Consider the following 20435-nt stretch of genomic DNA (forward strand, 5'->3'; position numbering starts at 1 on the left):
CCGCGGCGTGTTCGGTACCATCAAGCGCGAGCTGCGACGCCGCTCCGCGATCGAGCCCATCGGACACCTGAAGGCCGAAGGTCACCTCGGCCGCTGCTACCTCAAGGGCCGCGCCGGCGACGCCGCTAACGTCGTGCTCTCAGCAGTGGGCCACAACTTCCGCCGCATCCTCGCCTGGCTCAGAGAACTCTTGTGCCTGTTCCTGGGGCTGCCTATCGCGAACGCTCGCCTGTCCACCCAAGCTCAATCCGGCTTCTTAACGGACGAGTAACGTAAGAACCGTCTGAGGCGATGGAAGCCATGGTCATTCGACAAAGGCTCGTGATGTCGTAAACTGGCAGCTTGGCGACACGCCGTATTGTCGGAGCGATAATGGGGAAGCCCGCGCATTCGAACAGGAGGGCCCCGATTTGTGGTTGTAATGAGCGAAGCCGCGCGACACAAGCAGTCACATCCCTCTCCATCGCGTCGATATCGATCGGGGGCGCCGGACGCTTTAGTTCGTCCCGCCAGTATTTGCCGCCCTCGATCCCACCGATCACGACCCTCGCTCGCTCGGACTGTTCATCGAGCCCGAGCAGACGCTCATCACAATGGGTGGAGTCATAGGTCAGGACAGCGATCTTGGCCTGCGGGGCCAACTGACGAAGTAGCCCAGGCAGCAGGATGAGGCTAGACATAATTACCGGTACATTCACCGATGCGGCAACTGCTGGCTGATGCCGAATCGAAAAGCCGCAGGCCGAACTGATCGCAACGGCACCTCTTTCGACTAGCCGGCGCGCGGCCGCGATGTAGGCGGGCTCAAGCGTCGGATCGCCTCGAACGACATTCTCCACCCAGGCTCCAGGGACAGTCTCGGAGATGATCGGGAAGTCGAACGTAAGCGAATTCAGCATAGAGCCGGGCAGGGGCGTAGGCGACGCCGTACCGGGCGGTACTCCGCGTTCGAGTTGCAGGATTCCAAGAGATGGTGGTGTTTGTGATGTCATGTGCCGAGAATACCTAGCTTGAACGCCAGTCATATATCTGAGCAGGGCAAAGAGCGAACCTACTAGGATCGCGCTTTATCATTCGAAAGACCTGCGAGGTAGCTTAGATGGCCCGAAGACAACGCCGCATAAACTCTCGCCCATCTCTTTGGCAACGTCAGGCACTCGGGGATCAAATGCTCGAGGACAGCCGTGCCCGTAGACGTATCAACGGCAGCAATGACGAGCTATTTGGCACACTGCATGTCGGCGTCTAGGCCGTCAATGTCAGTGTGCGAGCATGACAATGACCGCTTTATTGTGGCCCTGTGAAACTGCCCGCTATCATCGGACCGTTCTTCTATTTTGGTCTATCTGAGTTGGGAGCGGCCGCACGACACTACAGCTGGTTTAGCTCATTCGAAGCCGGACGCCGACCTAGCAGGTGAGTTATGCTTCCGCTGAGTCGCCCGATCGCGTCATCTGGCCGAAAGCGTCGCTCTTCGAGCTTGAAAGCGTCCTCGATGACGGGATTGCGAACCTGGATCAACGAGGCCCATGATCGCTATTTGTATCGCCAACCTGTAGAATTCGGTGAAGCTGATGAGAAGCGTCGCGTTCACGATTTCGAACGGAACGCGTTGCGCGATAATGACGACGCAGGAGAATGAGCTATTCAAGCCAGCAATGTGAGGATTCATTCCAGACGTATGCGCCAACTGCATACGGCTCGAACGCGACCGAAGACTGCGTCAATCCTCAATAGTTGCTGGGTCGCCAGCAACGATGCTCAGAGAAGACTTGGCGCAGAAGGAGGCGGTAAGCCTTATCGCTCCAACGCATACTGAATCTGATTCCTGAGATGGTCGCCAGGGGAGCAGTCGTCGCGCAAACGAGCGCGTCGCAATTTCTCACACGATTGTAGTGCATCGCACATTCTTTACGCATAATGGCCAACGCACGTTGCAGTGGCTGTCGGCGCCGCTTCGATCTCTCTGAACCATTGATCTTGCGCATCCTTTAAATCTCGTGTTCGCGAGATGCGTTTGCTATCACTCGCATGCTAAGCACTTTATGGCGTTAAGGGCTTCGAGGTCAGACACACACACTGACCGAACCTGCGACAGGCACTTGAGAGATAGTCTTGCATCCGAAGCTATTGCAGTTGGCACGAGTCTTGAAGATCAGAAGTTGTCCAGCCGAAAGGAGTCCCAGAAATGGCCGATGACATTGTTGTCGTGATTCGGTGTCTCAATTTCGGTCTCCGAACTCCTCGGTTTGGCGGCACTCACCGCAAACCGGAAAGCGTGGAATACTGTCGCTCTATAGACATCCCAGGTTTCCCGATCTCCGCACTTTCTTCACGGTGGAACAGCGAAATGAAAGGGAAGAGAGTCCATGTCAGTCAATAAAGTAAAGCAAATCTGGAGCGCGGGCGACGCTGTAGTGAATGCCTGGCTCTCGATACCGTCTGGCTTTGCAGCCGAGGTAGTCGCGCAATGCGGATTCGACAGCGTCACCGTCGACATGCAGCATGGCGTGCAGGATTATATCTCCATGGTAGAGTGCTTCCAGGCTATGCAAAGCCATCCCGTCACGCCAATGGTTCGTGTGCCTTGGAATGAGCCGGGTATCATCGGCAAGGCACTTGATGGCGGCGCCTACGGCTTGATCTGCCCGATGGTGAACACTGCTCAGGAGGCTAGAAACCTCGTGTCATACGCGAAATATCCGCCGGCTGGCACCCGGTCCAATGGACCAATCCGTGCTGGCATGTATCGCACGGCAGGCACCTATCAGAAGATGGCCAATGAGGAGATCGTGATATTGCCGATGGTGGAGACCAAAACCTCGGTCGAGAATATGGAAGCAATTCTCGATGTTCAGGGCATCGATGGCGTATATATCGGACCCACCGATCTCGGCTTGTCTTACGGGCTCGGTCCAAAGGTCGACTACACCGAGCCCGAGATCCTCCTAATCTACGAGAAGGTCGTGAAGGAGTGCAACAACCGCAAGCTTAATCCAGGTATCCATTGCAGCGGCGCCGAAGGCGCGGCGCGCGCGATTAACATGGGTTTTAAACTGGTGACACTATCCGACGAAGCCGGACTAATGTCGACCTATGCAAAACTGCAGGTGAACCAGACTCGGAAAATGATCAGCGGGAAGGCATAGGAGAGGCTTTTTTCTGTGTTGAGCTCGTGGGAATAACCGACTTGAGGGCTGGCATGTACCAACCGCGCCGCGGCAGCGTAACCGCTGGCGATAAAATGCGCTGACCGTCCCAGCCAGTCGGGGCCGAGCCTTTCTGGTGCATCATAGCCACGGAGCCCGAGTTTACCATGACGTTGTGCCCCTCGGACGCAAGAGGAACGCCAACAGCATTGGCTTGAGACCCTTGAGTCTTCAGCGCCGGGTGTAAGTAGGCGGTGATGAAGTGGGCAACGTAAGCTTCATGCTGTCGTGTCGATCGTAGTGGTGGTGTTGGGTAGTCGCTTCCTTGATCGTGCCAACGATCAAGGGCTTCGACTTAGGCCGAGGCTGAGGTCCTTTCCGTGGTCTTCATCAGTCGCGCGCAGGCGAACTTGATGGTGCGATCAACTGCGACGTAGAGGTAGGGCTTGCCTTAGGCGGTCTGAAGCTCCGCGATGTCGACGTGGAAATAGCACACGGGGGAGTTTTGAGCCCTTTCTTCGAAGGGCCTGCCGCCTTCAACCGGCGCTAGGCGCTGGAAGTCGAAGGATCCGCATGAGATGCGGAATGGTCGGCTGCAGGGCATAGAGGCAGCGTTCGAGTGGTAGCAGCGCATGCCGCCGCAAAGCGACGATGATCGCCTTCTCCTCGACGGAAGGGACTCTCGACTTGGCTTTCTTGGGCCCAATCGGACGATCGGCGCGAGTCTCGCGTTGCTTCCACTTCGCGACGGTCTCGGTTAATCACGCAGCGCTTGGCGAGTGCTGTCATGTTCGCTTGACTGTTTGTATTGCTCGACGGACCGCCATCCATTGTGGTCGCGCAGCCGCGGCAGTTGGGCTGCAACTTGACGATCCAAAACAGCCTTCGAGCAGGTCGTCAGCACTTGTTCTGGAGAGTGGTTGCGGAAATCTGTCTCCCGGAGGTCTCCATCATGCCAATTCGATGCTCCGCTGCTGGTCGGACGCCGAGGCGTGCGTTCTTCTGGAATCGAGCGCTGACTGCATGGCCTCGGTGCATGGTGCGATTGGGTACTTGATCGCTTTGGCAGCTTGGGCGAAGATTCCTCTCTCCACCATCGTCCAGAAGCATCGTGTCCTTGTCTTCTTCTCCATTTGCGCTGTGGTACGCCTGTCATTCCTAAGCTGGACAGCGACAGAAGTCCCACTCAGCAAGGCGAATTTGCGCATACCAACGCGCCGACGCGGCTTCGATCAGCAACGAAATGGAGAAGCAACGCCAGGCTCTTTGTGTACTCTCCAACCTTGTAGGTGCCTTCAGAGAGCCGGTGGTTTATTCCTTCTGAAGGAGGCGAACGATTGAGCAGAGGAAAACATCATGCAGAAGAGCCCTTCCGGCGGATGCGTAGGTGCCGCCTGAGAAGATGGCGGTTCTAACTGATCGCTCAGACGCGACGATCGTCGCTCGTAGAAGGACGGCAGAGATCTATGCGAGCGGTAATGTCGTCGTAGTAACCGTCGGGTTTCAGATTGAGAACGTCCGTTATACCCGGAAGCTGCTCGGGCCATCATGATCGTTCTGGCAGCAGGGCTAACTGGCAACCTCGCGTTACTCACAATATGCGCAGCGGCAGCTAAATAAAAGTACTGGCGGATACGCATCAAGACGCGCCGCGCGGTTAGGCGCATGAGGGCGGGTCCGAAAGTGGGGTTCTTGATGGGAGTGTTGTCGCATCTGCGAATCGTGGAGATCGGTAGCTCGGCCGCGACCAGCTATTGCGCGCGGCTATTTGCAGATTTCGGCGCCGATGTGCAGAAGGTCGAGCCTCCTACTGGCGACCAGCTTCGCCGCACCGCACCACTCACGCCGAGCGGCCAGAGTGCGTGGTTCGCATTCCTGAACTTTAATAAATCAAGTAACGTTATCGATTCGTCCGAGCCGAACTCGATCCCGCAGCTCACGTCATTGATCGAGGATTGCGACATTCTCATCGATGGTCGTGACGTTGATCCGGCTGATTGCCCATCCATCGATATTGTGGCTATCCGGCAGCGCCGACCGGGGCTGATTCACGTTGAGGCGAGCTGGTTCGGCGCCCAGGGACCTTATGCAAAATTTGCCGCAACTGATTCTACGGTGAGAGCATTAGCGGGTCTTGTGAAGTTGGCCGGACCAGCCGAAGGGCCGCCATTGCACGCTCCAGATTTCCAGGCGGGCATTCTTGCGGGTCTGTGGGCGTTTATAGCCGCAACTAGCTCGGTGGTGGCGCAAATGCGCGGCGGCGGCGGAAGATCTTGGTCGGTCAGCATCTTTGAATCGAATCTGGCTTTGACCGAATATCTGATGTTCGAGTCGTTTGCACAGGGCGATGTCATGCGCCGGATTGGAATCAACCGCTTTTGGCCTAACTTTCCGACAGGCATATACCTGACAAAATGCGGCTGGGTCGGCGTAACGACCGCCAAGCCAGAGCAATGGCGGGCATTCTGCGACATGCTGGGTTTGCCAGAACTGCGTGACGATCCGGCGCTGACCTTCAACGAAGGTCGTTTGCAGAATGCCGACCGGATCGAAGGACAGTTTATACCAAAGCTGAAAGCGCGGACTGCACTTGAATGGTTTGCGGAAGGGTTGACACGCAAGATCCCGATCGTACCGGTGCCGGAGATATCCGATCTACTACAAGACCCGGAGCGATTGGCTCGCGGCGCAATCGTGCCCATCCGGATGGGTGAAGAAGGAGGACTGACCGTCGGCTCAGTGCTGCGACTGACATCGACCCCGCCACTGCAGGGCGGCAAAGTACCGGCTGCGGGCGAGCAGCAGGTGTTCGCAGGCTGCCGAACAGACGCGCCTAAAAAATCTGATTCAGCTGTCGGCATAGGTGCTGATCGAGGATCTTTGTACGGGATTCGAGTCATCGATTTTACGATGGGCTGGGCCGGCCCTCTATGTACGCGCACACTGGCCGATCTCGGAGCAGATGTGATCAAGATCGAGGCCATCCAATATCCGGATTGGTGGCGCGGGATTGACCGGCGTCCAGGCTACGTAACCGACAAAATGTACGAAAAGGCACCATGCTTCTGCATGGTCAACCGAAACAAGCGCGGAATTACACTCGACCTGAAGCGCCCGCAGGGGCTTGCTCTTGCAAAACGTTTGTTGGCAGGGGCCGACATCGCAGTTGACAATTTCTCAGTCGATGTCCTCTCGAGGCTCGGACTAGGTTACAACGTGCTAAGGGCTCTCAACCCCCGGCTAGTCATGATGTCGATGTCGGCGTTTGGGACGAACAGCATTCATCGCGAATGCCGAGCCTACGGCTCAACGCTCGAGCAGGCTTCGGGGCTTCCCGGTGTGATCCGCACCGCCGATGGGCTTCCGGTTATGACTCACATCGCGCTTGGAGATCCCGTCGGAGGGCTGAATGGCTGCGCAGCGGTCCTGACTGCATTGGTTCATGCTCGTAGGACCGGTCAAGGCCAGTTCATCGATCTCGCACAAACCGAATGTCTGATGCCATTCGCAGCACCATGGATCACCGTTCAGTCGATCAGCGGTTTGCCGCATGAAGTCGCACCACCGCCCGGCTCTACTAATCGACATCCGGAATACGTTCCGCATGGGTGTTTTCGGTGTGCGGGCGAAGACAAATGGATCATAGTCGCAGCCACCGACGATCACATGTGGCAGAGGCTTGCCACGCTCGTCGGTCGGACAGACTGGGCGATGGACTCATCGCTGAGGCCTGCCGCGGCTCGTCGAGCCATTGAGGATGAGATCGAAAGATACGTCGAAGCTTGGACCGTCAGTCGCAATGAGGATGACGCCATGGCCGAGCTGCAAGCGGCAAGGATTGCATCCGGTGTAGCCCGCTTGCCGATTGACCTGCTACAAGATCGGCATCTCCGCTCGCGTGCCTTTCTGCAGGAACTCGAACGCCCCTTCATTGGCGTCCATCCCCAGCCGTCAATGCCGATTCGTGATAACGGAAACCCTCGTCTGGTCCGTACAGCGGCCCCGACGCTCGGACAACATAATAGGGAGATATTATCTGACCTTCTTGGGCTCTCCGATGACGAGATCACGCAATTGGCGAAAGATCAAATTATCGGCACGGCCCTGTTGCCCGAGGCGGAGCTCGAGACCGAAAAGAACGTATACCCGAACTGATCGCATTCTAGTTCGCTTTGCTCCACGATGACGCGAGCTTGAACAACTTCAGGTCTCTGCCCGCTTAGAGGCATCTATCGGGACTTGCCAGAAACCTGGGGCGAGTTTCAAACTTGTCGCTCCAAGATAGTGGGCAATAAGCAGGGGAGCGTCCTTACATCGCGCTGCAAACCGGCCTCTCACTTCTATCCGACCGCGGCTGACACCTGGCGCGTCAATTGTGGTCATCCTCAATGTTGCTCAAGGCTAGTGCTCTGGGAGCATCTCAGTAGAGGACGCACCCTGCGCATGGTCATCCCGGAGCGGAGATCACCACCAGTTTTGGTAGCTTCGCTGCTCCTGTATCTCAGGTAATTGAGCTGTCGGGAAGAGCAAGAAAAAGCGTGTCTGCACCCGAGACGATCTGTTATTTCGCTGATCAATCGCTTTCGGTAGAGGTGAAACATGGCTAGAGCGATGAACGCATCGCGTAGCATGCAAGCGTTGGATGCGCTGGAATCAAACGTACGCTCTTATTCTCGCTCGTTTCCAGCCATCTTTAGCCGAGCGCGTGGCTCCATCATGCTAACGGAGGATGGTCGAAACGTCGTTGACTTTCTCTCCGGAGCCGGAGCGCTGAACTACGGCCACAACAATCACGAGATTAAAGCTGCCATTGCCGACTATCTGGAATCAGACGCCGTTGTCCATGGCCTTGACATGGCAACTCCCGCGAAGCTCGAGTTTATGGAGACCTTTAACACTGTCATACTCGCTAGGCGCAATTTGGAGTACTGCTTCCAGTTTACGGGGCCGACGGGCGCCAACGCGGTCGAGGCCGCAATCAAGCTCGCGCGCAAGGTCACAGGACGTCAAAACATTATCTCATTTACGAATGGATATCACGGGATGAGCCTGGGGGCCATGGCCGCGAGCGGGAATCGCGCTTATCGAACGGCCACCGGCGTTGCGTTATCGGGTGCAACGTTCATGCCTTATGACGGCTATCTTGGACCAAGCGTCGATACAGCGGACTATCTGAAAAAAGTGCTGGCCGATGAGAGCAGCGGCACCGATTGCCCGGCTGCCATCATTGTCGAAACAGTCCAAGGCGAAGGCGGCATCAATGTCGCCAGCAGAGAATGGTTGCAGTCAATTCAAGCCGTAGCGAAGAGTGCTGGCGCTCTGTTTATAGTTGATGATGTCCAGATGGGTTGTGGCCGGACGGGTCACTTCTTTAGCTTCGAGTTCGCTGATCTGTCGCCAGATCTTGTTGTCTTGTCGAAATCCCTAAGCGGATACGGCCTGCCACTTTCAATGGTGCTGATTAAAAAAGAGTTCGATGCATGGCAGCCGGGAGAGCACACTGGCACCTTTCGAGGAAATAACCTTGCGCTTGTGTCCGCAAGGGCAGCGATAGATCTCTACTGGCGGGACGAGACGTTCGCGCAAGAGGTGCTGCGGCTAGGAGAATTTATGCGGCGCCGGCTTGAGAGCATCGCAGTCAAGCACGGAAACAGTTTTGCGGTTCGGGGCCGCGGCATGGCGTTCGGATTTGACTGCCAAATGTCAGGCATTGCAGCAGCGACGACACGCGCTGCCTTCGAGAGGGGACTGATCGTCGAACGATGCGGACCTATCGATCAGGTCGTGAAGTTCCTGCCTGCACTTACTATCGATCGCGAGACGCTCGATCACGGTCTTCAAATATTCGAGCAGGCGTTGAATCAGGCGCTGAAGCGGATCAGGTCTTCGTGACCGCACGCAAAGAAGGCGTGTCTAGCGGTTAAGGAATGCCATGGGCTACGAGACGATCAAATATGAGATTGACAAGAAAATCCTCACGATCACGCTGAATCGACCAGACAAGCTGAACGCCTGTACCGCTGTTATGGAGCGAGAAATCGTCGATGCGTTCGATTGCGCCGACAAGGATAATGACGTCCTTGCAGTCATTGTTACCGGCGCGGGCCGTGCCTTTTGCGCTGGCGCCGACCTCTCGTTGGGCGGCGATACATTTGATCGGGACGTGCGGCGCGGGCCAGTGAAGCGGTTGACCGATGGGAAGGTGGACTACAGCGATCCCATGGTCAGCGACGCTGGGGGCAAGATTGCAATCCGGATATTTAGGTCACTCAAGCCTGTAATCGCTGCTGTTAATGGACCGGCCGTCGGCATGGGTGCGACGATGCAACTTCCAATGGATATTCGGATCGCCTCTCATGCCGCGCGTTTTGGCTTCGTGTTCTCGCAGCGCGGGCTCGTGCCAGAGGGCGCCTCAAGCTGGTTCCTCCCCCGCGTGGTCGGCATCGCCCAGGCGTTGGAATGGTCCTTGAGCGGCCGGATATTTACTGCAGAGGAGGCGCTCGCCGGTCGCCTGATCAACAGGATCGTGCGGCCGGACGAACTATTGCCAGCAGCGCGTGCGCTAGCCGTTCAGATCGTGGAGAAGACAGCACCTGTGTCGGTTACATTGATCCGGCAGATGATGTGGCGCATGCTAGGGGCCGACGATCCCATGGAAGCCCACAAGATTGAAAGCCGCGGCATGTATGCGCGCGGTCGTTCCGCTGATGCCAAGGAGGGGGTGGTAGCTTTCCTGGAAAAGCGGCCTGCCGTATTCAAAGACAGGGTTCCGGCCGATCTGCCGGATTATTTTCCGTGGTGGACGGAGCGGGAGTACAAGTGAGCTTTGCTCGCAAGCGCAAGCCGTATGCTGGGTACCGATTTTGCCTAAATACGCAGCGGCTGTCGATTGGAGTCGTACCCTTCCGATCCGCCTAAGTGGCCACTTGGATCGCCGCTGCGTGCTTGTAAGCCAGGACCGGCAGACGCCTCTCGAGCGGCCAGCTTCCGGTATTATAAGAAGCTACAAGTCTGGCTTTTTGTACAGCGACCGGCGCGATCGCTTACCCACGGGCTCTATCGCGCGCGGATCCGTTGCGGATCATTCTATCGAGCTGAGCATGCCCGCTGCTCTTCGCGACATCGTGAATGTGTATGGTGTCGTATGGCCTTTCCGCATGGTTGGGAGGCATACATCTCAGGTTAACCCGATCGCCTGAGAAAAGAAAATCGCATGCTTGTTCAAGATAGTGGGCTCGCAGCCGCAAAAACGGAATCCATCGTCCCCAACCGAAGTAGGTAGTGGCTCGATTTATGGCCGACGCTGTACGCTGACGGTTCCGTGTAGCCACTGGTATGGCTCAACAGGACAGGACAAGCGCAGCCATGAAAAGCGTAGTCAATCTGCTGAACGTCTCACGCTTCATTCGGATATATGATGATCTGGCCGCTCAGAAAGGCATCAAGCTTTCGATCGGATTCGATTTTGATAAGTATGTCGCAATTACCAGTGCTCTTCCGACCAAGAAGCCGACATACCCCAATTTCCGGCCAGATCGATCTCCGATAACGCCGGGCGAGGGCTACTGGATGATAGGTCTCGACAAGCATAACGATGTGGCGCTTGTGGAGGCTGCGCGGCTGTATAATTTGCCGCATAGCAACTTTGCACACAATCTTGAGTCTTTGAGGGCGTTCTATGCCGATCCCGCAATACATGCGCATCCTCAAGATCGCTGCAGGTGCACCGCACCAACGGCTAGGAAGATTACTGGAAAGGTCGCTTATCACGGGGATTTTTGGCTGCGCAAAGACTTCAGAGGGCAGGGCATGCCCGAGATCATGGCTGCAGTTTTGCGTGGTATTTCGTTCGCGATGTGGAATCCGGATTTCGTGGTCGGACTTGCAGAGCGTTGGCTGCTGTCCAAAGGTGTCCTGGCGCAATACGGACATGTGCACTACGAGGAAGGTGGATCGGTGCTGCATCTCGTTGACGAGAATATCGTGGACGACGATTTGCTTGTTTGGTTGACCTCGGAGGAACTCCAACGACTTGTCGATCATCCTGATAAAAAAGTGAAATGAGCGCGCCTCCGCGAGATCGCTGGCCAACTGCCAATGCCGAAGGGCAGGCCACTAGCCAACCTTCAGCCGGCCGGTCTGTGACCAAAGTGCGACGATCGGTTGAGCGCAGGTCCAATGTCGCAAAAAGAATATGGGCTTTTAGAGATAACAGGCTCACAGGCAATCGCGCCAACATCAAGGACGGTTAGCGACGGGGGATAATCTGCGCCAATGATCAAACAAAGCATAGCACGACAGGGCTCGGAGCCGGTGTGATGGGAGCTTCAATGGTTGGGCAAGGATCTAAGGAGAGGTTTGCGCGCGCGCAATTGGTATTCCCTGATGGAACGTCGCGAGCAAGTATCGAGCGGAGCCCGGTTCCTCGATATATCGAGCGGGGGACGGGCAGCTATCTTATCGACGTGGATGGCAATCGGTTTCTAGACCTGAATGCAAATTTTACGACGCTGATTCACGGACACGCGTTTGGACCCGTGGTGGAGGCGTTGACCCGCCAGCTGCGTTTGGGAACCTGCTTCGCATCTCCGACAGAGAGTGAGATCGCCCTCGCAGAACTGCTTTGCGAACGTATTCCTCGCGTCGAGCGTGTTCGCTTCGTCAATACCGGCACTGAAGCCGTGCTATTTGCGATAAAGGCCGCTCGGGCTTTCACAGGTCGTTCGAAGATCGCAAAGTTCGAGGGGGCGTATCATGGCGCTTACGACTGGGCCGAGGTAAGTCTTGCAGCGACGCCGGACAATTGGGGGAGTCCGAGCAGTCCAAGGTCGACGCCGTCTTATCGTGGAATGCCCGCGAGCGTGCTAGATGAAGTCATTGTCATGCGGTTTAATGATGCTGATGCCGCGCGCCGATTGTTGTCCTTGCACGGGAGGCATCTTGCCGCTGTCATCATAGATCCGATGCCGAGTCGCGCGGGGCTAATTCCACCAAAGCCGGGCTTCATTGCGGCAGTCCAAGAGACAGCTCGTATGAACGGCGTCCTTGTAATTGCTGACGAGGTGCTGAATCTTAGGCAGAGCTTCGAGGGAGCGTCGGCCCTTTATGGTCTCGTTCCTGACCTCATCACGATGGGGAAGATCATCGGTGGCGGCCTGCCGATTGGAGCAATCGGCGGTCGGCAGGAGGTGATGGAAGTATTTGATGCCTCGGCCGGTCGGCCACTGCTCCCCCAAGGCGGTACATTTTCCGCCAATCCTCTGTCCATAACGGCCGGGCTTGCGGCGATGCGGCATTTGGACTGCGCGGCCCTCGCACACCTTGAAGACCTTGGGAACGTTGTCCGGAATGGGATTGCGCGAGCCATCTCAAAAAGTGCTGCGCCGTTCTGCGTCACGGGAGCTGCTTCACTCTTTCGCGTTCATCCGATGTCCCAATCACCAAATGACAATCGTGAAGCTTATCAAGCGCCGAACGCCTCGAAACTGATGAAGCAGCTCGTGAACTTCTTTGCAAAGAACAGCATCATTCTGCCTTATGGAGGTGCCGCCTCGATCTCAACGCCCATGAATCGCGCTGACGCGGAATTCGTCGTCCAAGTCTTCGCCGGCTTTCTCGACAACCATCGAGCGCGCTGGATCGGATAGTGGTCCGAACGTGACAACGCCCTCACCAGCGGCGATTTGATGCTGATTGACGGTCTCGCTTTCGCTGTGATCGCGATTGCGGCTGTACAGGTGAGTAAGTGAGCCGAGGCTCGGTCGCTCGCGCTCCAGAAAGGGCCTGTATAAGCCGGTTAACGCAGGTTTGTGTCATCGCGTCGATCGCGGTTAGCGGTCGGTTCGGGCATAAGTCCAAAGGACAGGGATTGCAGACGACGCATGCGCTTGTCAGCAGTGGAATAGCGTCGGCTTACGATTGCGGACCTGCTCTTTTTCGGGGGTGATGGCAGGGTTGGATGGATCTGGCGTGCCAAACTCTTGTTCACAAAAGACCGTGTTTGGGAGCGAGGCCGACCGAAGGCTGATCCGCAGATCGTCATCGAAGGCGGATACCAGACGGAGCAGCATTGAGGAGCCGAGGGGAGCGCATTCTCTATCGTTGTGCTCGTCGTAATGTACCGCCCCATTTGATCTAGTAGCTGTCAGGGCGAACAAGCTGATGGTAGTTCAATTGTGCGAATGTATGAGCCGATCAGGCGGTTACCCAAGCTAGGTAAACGGGCAACGACTGCATCGAGTAGTCCGTGATTCCAACATGGAAGAGAACGTAATGGGATACCAGCGCGACGCCTCCGATCATGGTCGTCCGAGTGAGCGCTTTCGCAACACCGCATATGTGATCAACAAGAGCCGGTCATATTTCGATGCGGCTCACAGTGCTGGTCTCATGGCTGTACACGGACGTTCGACAATTGGACGCGCCTTTGCGTTAGGCCTCGGTCCACTCAACGATCGGCGCCAGGTCATTGATTACGTGCGGTGTTCGTATTTGGGACTGGATAACCATCCGACAATCGTGGCCGCCGCGATCAAGGCCATCGAGGCGCATGGATCGCTACACTGGTCATGCGCAAGAACACGGCTGAATTTCGATCTTCTGGCCGAGCTCGAGGCAGCGCTGTCGGAAATGTTCAGCGCGCGGGTTATCGCGTTTTCAACGGTCATGCTTGCCAATCTGGGGGCGATGCCCATTCTTGCTTCTGGCCTTCTGACGAACGGCGAGAAGCCGATTGTCGTCTTCGATCGCATCGCGCATTTGTCACTCGCATATCATAAGCCGGTCGTTGCCGATGAGACGAGAGTGGAAACGATTGAGCATAATGATATTGACGCACTAGAACGCTTATGTCGCGAACAGAGAGTAGTTGCCTATGTGTGCGACGGCGTCTATTCGATGGGAGGAAACGCGCCGATAAAGGAGCTTCGTGAGCTCCAGGAGCGTTACGGGCTCTTTCTTTATATCGACGATGCTCATGGGATTTCGCTGTTTGGGCGCCAAGGCGAAGGGTTTGCACGCACTCAATTCCCCGAAGTCCTAGGTGACCGTACGATTATAGCAGCCTCGCTAGCCAAGGGCTTCGGCGCATCAGGCGGCATGTTGATGTTGGGAACGGCCGAGCAGGAAGCTCTGTTTCGGCGATACGCTATTCCGTATGCATTCTCGGTAGCCCCCAATTTGGCAGCGGTTGGCGCCGCGCTTGGCTCTTGCAAGATTCACCGATCTGCAGAGCTTGCTGAACGGCAGATGCGGCTGTCACAACGTATCCAGGTCTTTGATTGTCGCGTCGAGACCCCCGAGAAAGGCAATTCACTTCCGATCAGAATGGTTCCCACAGGATCGGAAGCGAAGGCGATTGCACTGGCCCGAGAGCTCCTCGACGCGGGCTTTTATACCTCCGTGATCTTTTTTCCGACCGTTGCACAACGAAAGGCAGGCGTTCGGGTGTGCATTACAGCCGATCATGAGGTTGACGACATAAAACGGCTGTGTGAGTGCCTCCTAGAGAAGGTGCCTGAGGCCATTATTGAGCCCGACAAAGCCTCAGCGCCTGTGGCGGAGTAAGAGTGATTCCTAATCTGGAGCTGGAACACCAGCAACTGGAGAACATCCGAAGCTCAGCGTTTGCCGTTGGGCACTTCGTTTGCCTTTGAAAGACCAGCGGCTCCCCAAGCACCTCCGAGAACACTGCTATGATCGGCGGAACGACGCCAACAGGAAGACCGATTGCGAGCAAAGGTGATCCCTCCGCTGTACTCGTCACGGGAGGAGCACGCGGGATCGGACTTGCGATCGTACGCCGGTTCTTGGCCGATGGCTATCGAGTAGCCTTTGTGGCGACACAGGCGAACCATTTACAGCGTGCGCTGGTGAGTCTTAGTGGTCCAGAAGATCGGCTCCTTGCGGGGGTGCTCGACATCACTCACACAAATGAGGTGGACCGATTTGTTGACCAGATCCGCAATCGATGGGGTGAAATTGCAGTTTTGGTGAACAACGCGGGGATCTCGCCAAAGCGTGTAGACGATAAGTTGCCTTGGCTTTCGCAGATAGCGCGAGAGGAGTGGGCGCGCGTTATAGATGTCAATCTCAGCGGCCCGTTCACCCTCATACGTCTCCTAGCGCCATCGATGATTGCAAACGGCTACGGACGTATCGTCAATATCGGGTCGCTCGCCGGCCGTGCCGTGCCGCTAATCGCCGGTCCGCATTACGCTGCATCGAAAGCGGGATTGATCGGTTTAACCCGGGCTGCTGCGCGGGATCTCGCTCCACACGGAGTTACCGTCAACTGTATTGCTCCGGGACGGATTCTTAGTGACCTCACTGGACCCGCAGAGGCCGCCGTCAATCGCTCCGCCCTCAGCCGTATTCCAATCGGTCGTTTCGGAACGGCTGAAGAGGTAGCAGACCTCGCCGCCTTTTTGGCCTCGCCGAAAGCGGGTTTCATTACCGGAGCGACGATTGATATTACGGGCGGCGAATTCGGCGGCTAACTGAGGAATCTCAACAGGTCGTCCTTCTGGAGGCCCAGGCGGGCCGATGGTGGTACTTATGGTAAAAGAAACCGAACCTTCCGGCCAGGCACTCTCGCAGCTACGAGTCCTTGAGATTGGTAGCTCGGCTGCAACGAGCTATTGTGCGCGGCTATTTGCCGACTTTGGTGCCGACGTTTCGAAGGTTGAACCACCAGCTGCCGATCCACTTCGCTCCAGCGCTCCGTTGACCCCAGGTGGCCAGAGCGCCTGGTTCGCGTTCCTGAATTTCAATAAGTCGAGCATTATCATCGATCCTGCTGATCCCGAGGCGATCGAGCGACTGACGCGCTTGGTTGAAGATTGCGACATTCTGGTCGATGGGCGCGATATCGATTGCGCGGAGTGCCCGTCCATTGATGTCGCCCCAATTCGTCAACGGCACTCAGGTCTGATCTACCTCGAAGCGGCCTGGTTCAGCCGAGAGGGGCCCTATCGTGAGTTCGCCGCGAGCGATTCTGTCGTGCGTGCCCTTGCCGGGCTCGTCAAGCTGGTTGGGCCGATCGAAGGTCCGCCTCTGCACGCGCCAGATTTTCAGACCGGCATTCTAGCTGGCCTCTGGGGATTTATCGCCGTGGCCTCCTCGCTCATTGCGCGACTGGGGAGCAGAGTAGGCCGGTCACATTCGCTCAGCATATACGAGGCATGTATCTCGCTCAGCGAGTATCAGCTGTTCGAGACAATTGAGCGCGGTGAGGCGATGCATCGTATGGGCGTCAATCGGTTCTGGCCAAACTTTCCGGCCGGCATCTATGAAACTAAAAAGGGCTGGCTGGGCGTCACAACAATCACGCCAAAGCAATGGCATGCGTTCTGCGAGATGCTCGATCTGCCTCAGCTGCGTGATGATCCAGCTCTGGTACTCGGCGCTGATCGTCTGAAGCATACCGAGCAAATCGAACGACTATTCGTCCCGAAGCTTAAGTCACGGACTGCGCGGCAGTGGTTTGCCGAGGCAATACAGCGCAAGATCCCAATTGTACCCGTACCGGAGCTATCCGATCTTCTCGAGGATCAAGAGAAGATTGAGCGTGGCGCAATCGTACCCCTCCTGATCGGCGGAGAGAGAGCCCTGACGCCAGGTTCGATGCAACGCTTGACGTTGACGCCGCCCCGCCGGGGCGGGAAGGTTCCGGCAATTGGCGGGCTCCAGGTTTTCACCAAGGAACGAATTGACTCGAGGAGGCGACGTTCGTCCCTGCCGTCCGGCGGTACCCGTCCTGCCGAACAGCCACTGAAGGGAGTTCGCGTCATTGACTTTTCGATGGGCTGGGCAGGTCCATTCTGCACGCGAACTCTGGGTGATCTCGGAGCGGATGTTATCAAGATCGAGGCTATTCAGTATCCGGACTGGTGGCGCGGCGTCGATCGGCGAGAGAACTACGTGCACGGCCAGAGGTACGAAAAGACACTCCGCTTCTGCATTATGAATCGCAACAAACGTGGTATCACGCTTGATCTGACCAGGCCCGAAGGCCTTTCCGTTGCGAAGCGCCTCATAGCGCATGCCGACATCGTGGTTGACAATTACTCCGTGGACGTGCTCCCAAAGCTTGGGCTCGGTTACGAGGTCCTCAGGATGCTCAACCCGCGCCTCGTGGTGATGTCGATGTCAGCCTTTGGCACGAACAGTGTTCATCGGGGCTGCCGGGCCTACGGCTCTACCCTGGAGCATGGGTCAGGGCTACCGAGCGTGGTAGGGACTAGCAGCGGGCCGCCCGTGATGAGCCACGTCGCGTTTGGCGATGCCATAGGCGGTCTGAATGGTTGCGCCGCAATTCTTGTTGCACTGATTCACGCCCGCGAGACTGGGCAGGGGCAGTTTATTGATCTCGCGCAGGTAGAATGCATGATGCCGTTCACAGCTCCTTGGATCATTGTCCACTCCCTTTCTGGTGCGTCGGAAAGATATGGTAACCGGCATCCGCAGTTCGTCCCGCACGGCTGCTTCCGGTGTGCCGGCGAGGACAACTGGATTATGCTAGCGGTCACCGACGCCAACATGTGGCAACGACTTGCGACGCTCATCGGACGAGCAGAATGGGCTGCCGACTCATCGCTGAGGTCCGAAAAACGCCGCCGCTTGATTGAAGATAAAATCGAGAACGAAATCGAACGCTGGACACGCGGGCGTGATGCCGATCATGCGATGGCTGAGCTGCAGGGTGCAAGAGTCGCGGCCGGAGTTGTCCGCCCGCCAGTCGACCTGCTCCAAGATCCGCACCTAAGGTCGCGTGCATTTTTTCAAGAGGTCGAACGCGCATTCATAGGACCGCACTTGCAGCCGTCAATTCCCATCCGCGAAGGCGCACGCCCCGCCCCAATCCGCCGAGCGGCGCCTACTCTGGGGGAACATAACAGAGAGATCCTGGCAGACTTGCTTGGGCTCGAAGAGCTCGAAATCGCAGACCTCGCTAGCAAGGGCATCATCGGCAGCAAAATGCTCTCGGAGCGGGAGCTAAGACAAGGATGGTGATCTCCAAGAGCCTTCGATTTTGCGAGGCCACATCTAGGTGTCAACGCTCGCGGCATCCGCAATCGACTATTGATTGCGCAGAAGTAGCAACACGTCGGCTCGAGTCGGTAGAGGACCCTCTATTCTCACGCTGTAGGTCTTTGCTCCGCATTGCGATCATATAGCGCGTCGTGGTTCAATGCGGGATCAAAGCGAGAGCGCAGCGCCGCCATCCCACAATCCACGGGTCTTCATAGTGCCGGCTTGGTTATCCGGCCGGCTTAGACTGAATAGCACTGATGTCGCACAGCTCCTTGAAAGTGCGTTTATCAATCCGTCTTCACACGATTGGCGCTGTTTCAGATGGCCAATTTGAATCTCCTAGAAGTGGCGGCATACTCAGAAGCAGATGCGTGTTGCATGTAAGTCAACTACCTGCGCTCGTCGTTGATCGCGATAGCTGAGTATGTCACCTAATGGTTCGAGCGTCGCTGAACACGGGAGTCCCGGTATGGAACGTCAGTAATCCTGTTGCGGACGCTGACGCGGATTGAAGGAACGCGTGCGACGACTCGCAGCCCTGTTCCTTGCGGATTCCATCATCGGGCGTGGCAAATGATGCCCCAAGTGCTCTAAGGGAACGGCTTCGCCTGTATTCTAGCCATAAGAGCGGTTCTCAACAATTTTGTCGGTCGCTCGAACACGAGTATTTTTGAAGAAGGAGTACAGCATGGCGCGTGATGGTAAAATGGCGCTCGGACTATACGTCTTACAGGCGGGATATATCGAGGGAGCTTGGCGCGATCCGAGCGTGCCGGAGACTGGCGGAGTCGATATCGATCATTATGCGCACCTTGCGGCACTTGCTGAAGGCGCAGCATTTCACTTCGTATTTCTTCCGGATAGCCCAAGTGTCGTCGAACGTGATAATGCAAACATCGCGCGTGCGGGCCGAAATGATACGTTTGAGCCAATCACGCTGTTGTCGGCTCTTTCGTCAAAAATACAAAATATCGGCTTTGTTGCAACGGCGACTACGACGTATCACCAGCCTTATCACCTCGCGCGTATGATGGCTTCCCTTGACCACCTCTCGCACGGTCGTGCGGCTTGGAATATCGTTACCTCCGGAAACAAGTTCGAGGGGGCGAACTTTGGTGATGAAGACATTCCAGAGCATGACGCACGGTATGAGCGAGCTAGAGAGTTCGTAGCCGTCATGAAGGGGCTTTGGGATACATGGGAAGATGACGCTTTCATTCGTGACAAGAAAAGTGGGATCTTCGTCGACACGGCGAAGCTGCACCTCCTCGATCACCGGGGAACCTATTTTTCGGTAAGAGGACCGCTGAATATTGCACGGCCGCCCCAGGGATATCCGGTATTGGTGCAGGCCGGTTCATCCGACGCCGGGGTCAGGTTCGCTGCGGAATTTGCGGAAGTTGTGTTCACGGCTCAGCCATCGATCGAAAGCGGTAAGCACTATTACGCAAATCTAAAGGAGAAGGCTCGGCAGCTTGGACGTCAGGACGATCAGGTGCTGGTGATGCCGGGCATCGTCCCAATTGTTGGGCGAACCAAGCAGGAAGCCTCAGACAAGCTCAAAAAGTTGCAATCCTACACAGACACCGAGGTTTTGACTGAGACAGCAGATCGGTGGTTAGGGTTTGTCACCGACCTGCGTTCGATCGATCTCGATTCTTTGGTTCCGACGACTCTCCCGCGCACCAATTTCATTCAGAGCCGCCAGAAGGTGCTCCTTGAACTAGCTGCTCGTCAGAAAATGACCTGGAGGCAGCTGATTCGCTCGATATCGGATTCCCGTGGGCATCTGATGGTGGTCGGTACGCCAGATGAGGTGGCAGAGGTCATGATTGACGCTTTCAATGAATATGCGGCGGATGGGTTCAATGTAATTCCCGCGATTGTTCCGAGCGGGCTCAAGGAGTTCACGGAGCTCGTCGTTCCTGAATTACGTCGACGGGGCAGATTCAGATCCGCCAGCTCCGGACAGACTCTTCGAGAGAACCTCGGGCTCAAGCGGCCCCTCAACAGGTTTACGCGAGCGGCGTAAGCTTAATTCGAAGATGCTCCGCCTTGTTGCAGGCCGCTCCGGCATTTCTTCAAGCAGAACAGCGCTGACGAAACATCTCGGCTGGACCAGGAGGCGGAGTCAGGCGCTGCAATTTCGAAGGGGCTAGGTGAGTTCGCTTCGGCTCGCTTGCTCCTTGTGACCGTCGGGTCTGGTCCTCTCTCGGTACTCGCCATCGCGCGACATCGTGGTGACGCTTCGGC

Annotated in this window: 10 protein-coding genes and 1 pseudogene; all 11 read left to right on the forward strand. The window is 56.5% G+C overall.

Annotated elements, in window-relative coordinates:
- A pseudogene (locus tag YU9_RS42545) lies at positions 1–260 on the forward strand (IS5/IS1182 family transposase); the annotation flags it as partial.
- 2109 nt (positions 261–2369) lie between these two features.
- Positions 2370–3149 (forward strand): HpcH/HpaI aldolase/citrate lyase family protein, encoded by a 780-nt coding sequence (locus YU9_RS0126775; RefSeq protein WP_027575566.1) that lies wholly within the window; start codon positions 2370–2372, stop codon positions 3147–3149.
- Positions 3150–4844: 1695 nt separating this feature from the next.
- Positions 4845–7304, forward strand: coding sequence for a CaiB/BaiF CoA-transferase family protein (locus YU9_RS0126785; RefSeq protein ID WP_027575568.1), 2460 nt, complete (start codon positions 4845–4847; stop codon positions 7302–7304).
- Between the two features lie 474 nt (positions 7305–7778).
- Positions 7779–9041, forward strand: a complete 1263-nt coding sequence (gene ectB / locus YU9_RS0126790; protein ID WP_027575569.1) for a diaminobutyrate--2-oxoglutarate transaminase — start codon at positions 7779–7781, stop codon at positions 9039–9041.
- A 40-nt stretch (positions 9042–9081) separates the two neighbouring features.
- On the forward strand, positions 9082–9972 hold the full coding sequence (locus YU9_RS0126795) for a crotonase/enoyl-CoA hydratase family protein (protein ID WP_027575570.1): 891 nt from the start codon (positions 9082–9084) through the stop codon (positions 9970–9972).
- Between the two features lie 542 nt (positions 9973–10514).
- A complete protein-coding gene (locus tag YU9_RS0126800) occupies positions 10515–11213 on the forward strand; it encodes a hypothetical protein (protein ID WP_027575571.1) in 699 nt (232 codons plus the stop codon).
- Between the two features lie 254 nt (positions 11214–11467).
- Entirely contained in the window at positions 11468–12796 is a 1329-nt protein-coding gene (locus YU9_RS0126805) for an aspartate aminotransferase family protein (protein ID WP_036018188.1), read from the forward strand.
- Between the two features lie 610 nt (positions 12797–13406).
- A complete protein-coding gene (locus tag YU9_RS42555; protein WP_084299063.1) occupies positions 13407–14714 on the forward strand; it encodes an aminotransferase class I/II-fold pyridoxal phosphate-dependent enzyme in 1308 nt (435 codons plus the stop codon).
- Between the two features lie 128 nt (positions 14715–14842).
- Positions 14843–15646, forward strand: a complete 804-nt coding sequence (locus tag YU9_RS0126815) for an SDR family NAD(P)-dependent oxidoreductase (RefSeq protein ID WP_084299064.1) — start codon at positions 14843–14845, stop codon at positions 15644–15646.
- 58 nt (positions 15647–15704) lie between these two features.
- A complete protein-coding gene (locus tag YU9_RS0126820; protein WP_027575574.1) occupies positions 15705–18161 on the forward strand; it encodes a CoA transferase in 2457 nt (818 codons plus the stop codon).
- 709 nt (positions 18162–18870) lie between these two features.
- A complete protein-coding gene (locus tag YU9_RS0126825) occupies positions 18871–20214 on the forward strand; it encodes an LLM class flavin-dependent oxidoreductase (RefSeq protein WP_027575575.1) in 1344 nt (447 codons plus the stop codon).
- Positions 20215–20435: the final 221 nt, after the last annotated feature.

The sequence above is a fragment of the Bradyrhizobium sp. WSM1743 genome (assembly GCF_000473065.1).
Lineage (GTDB): Bacteria > Pseudomonadota > Alphaproteobacteria > Rhizobiales > Xanthobacteraceae > Bradyrhizobium.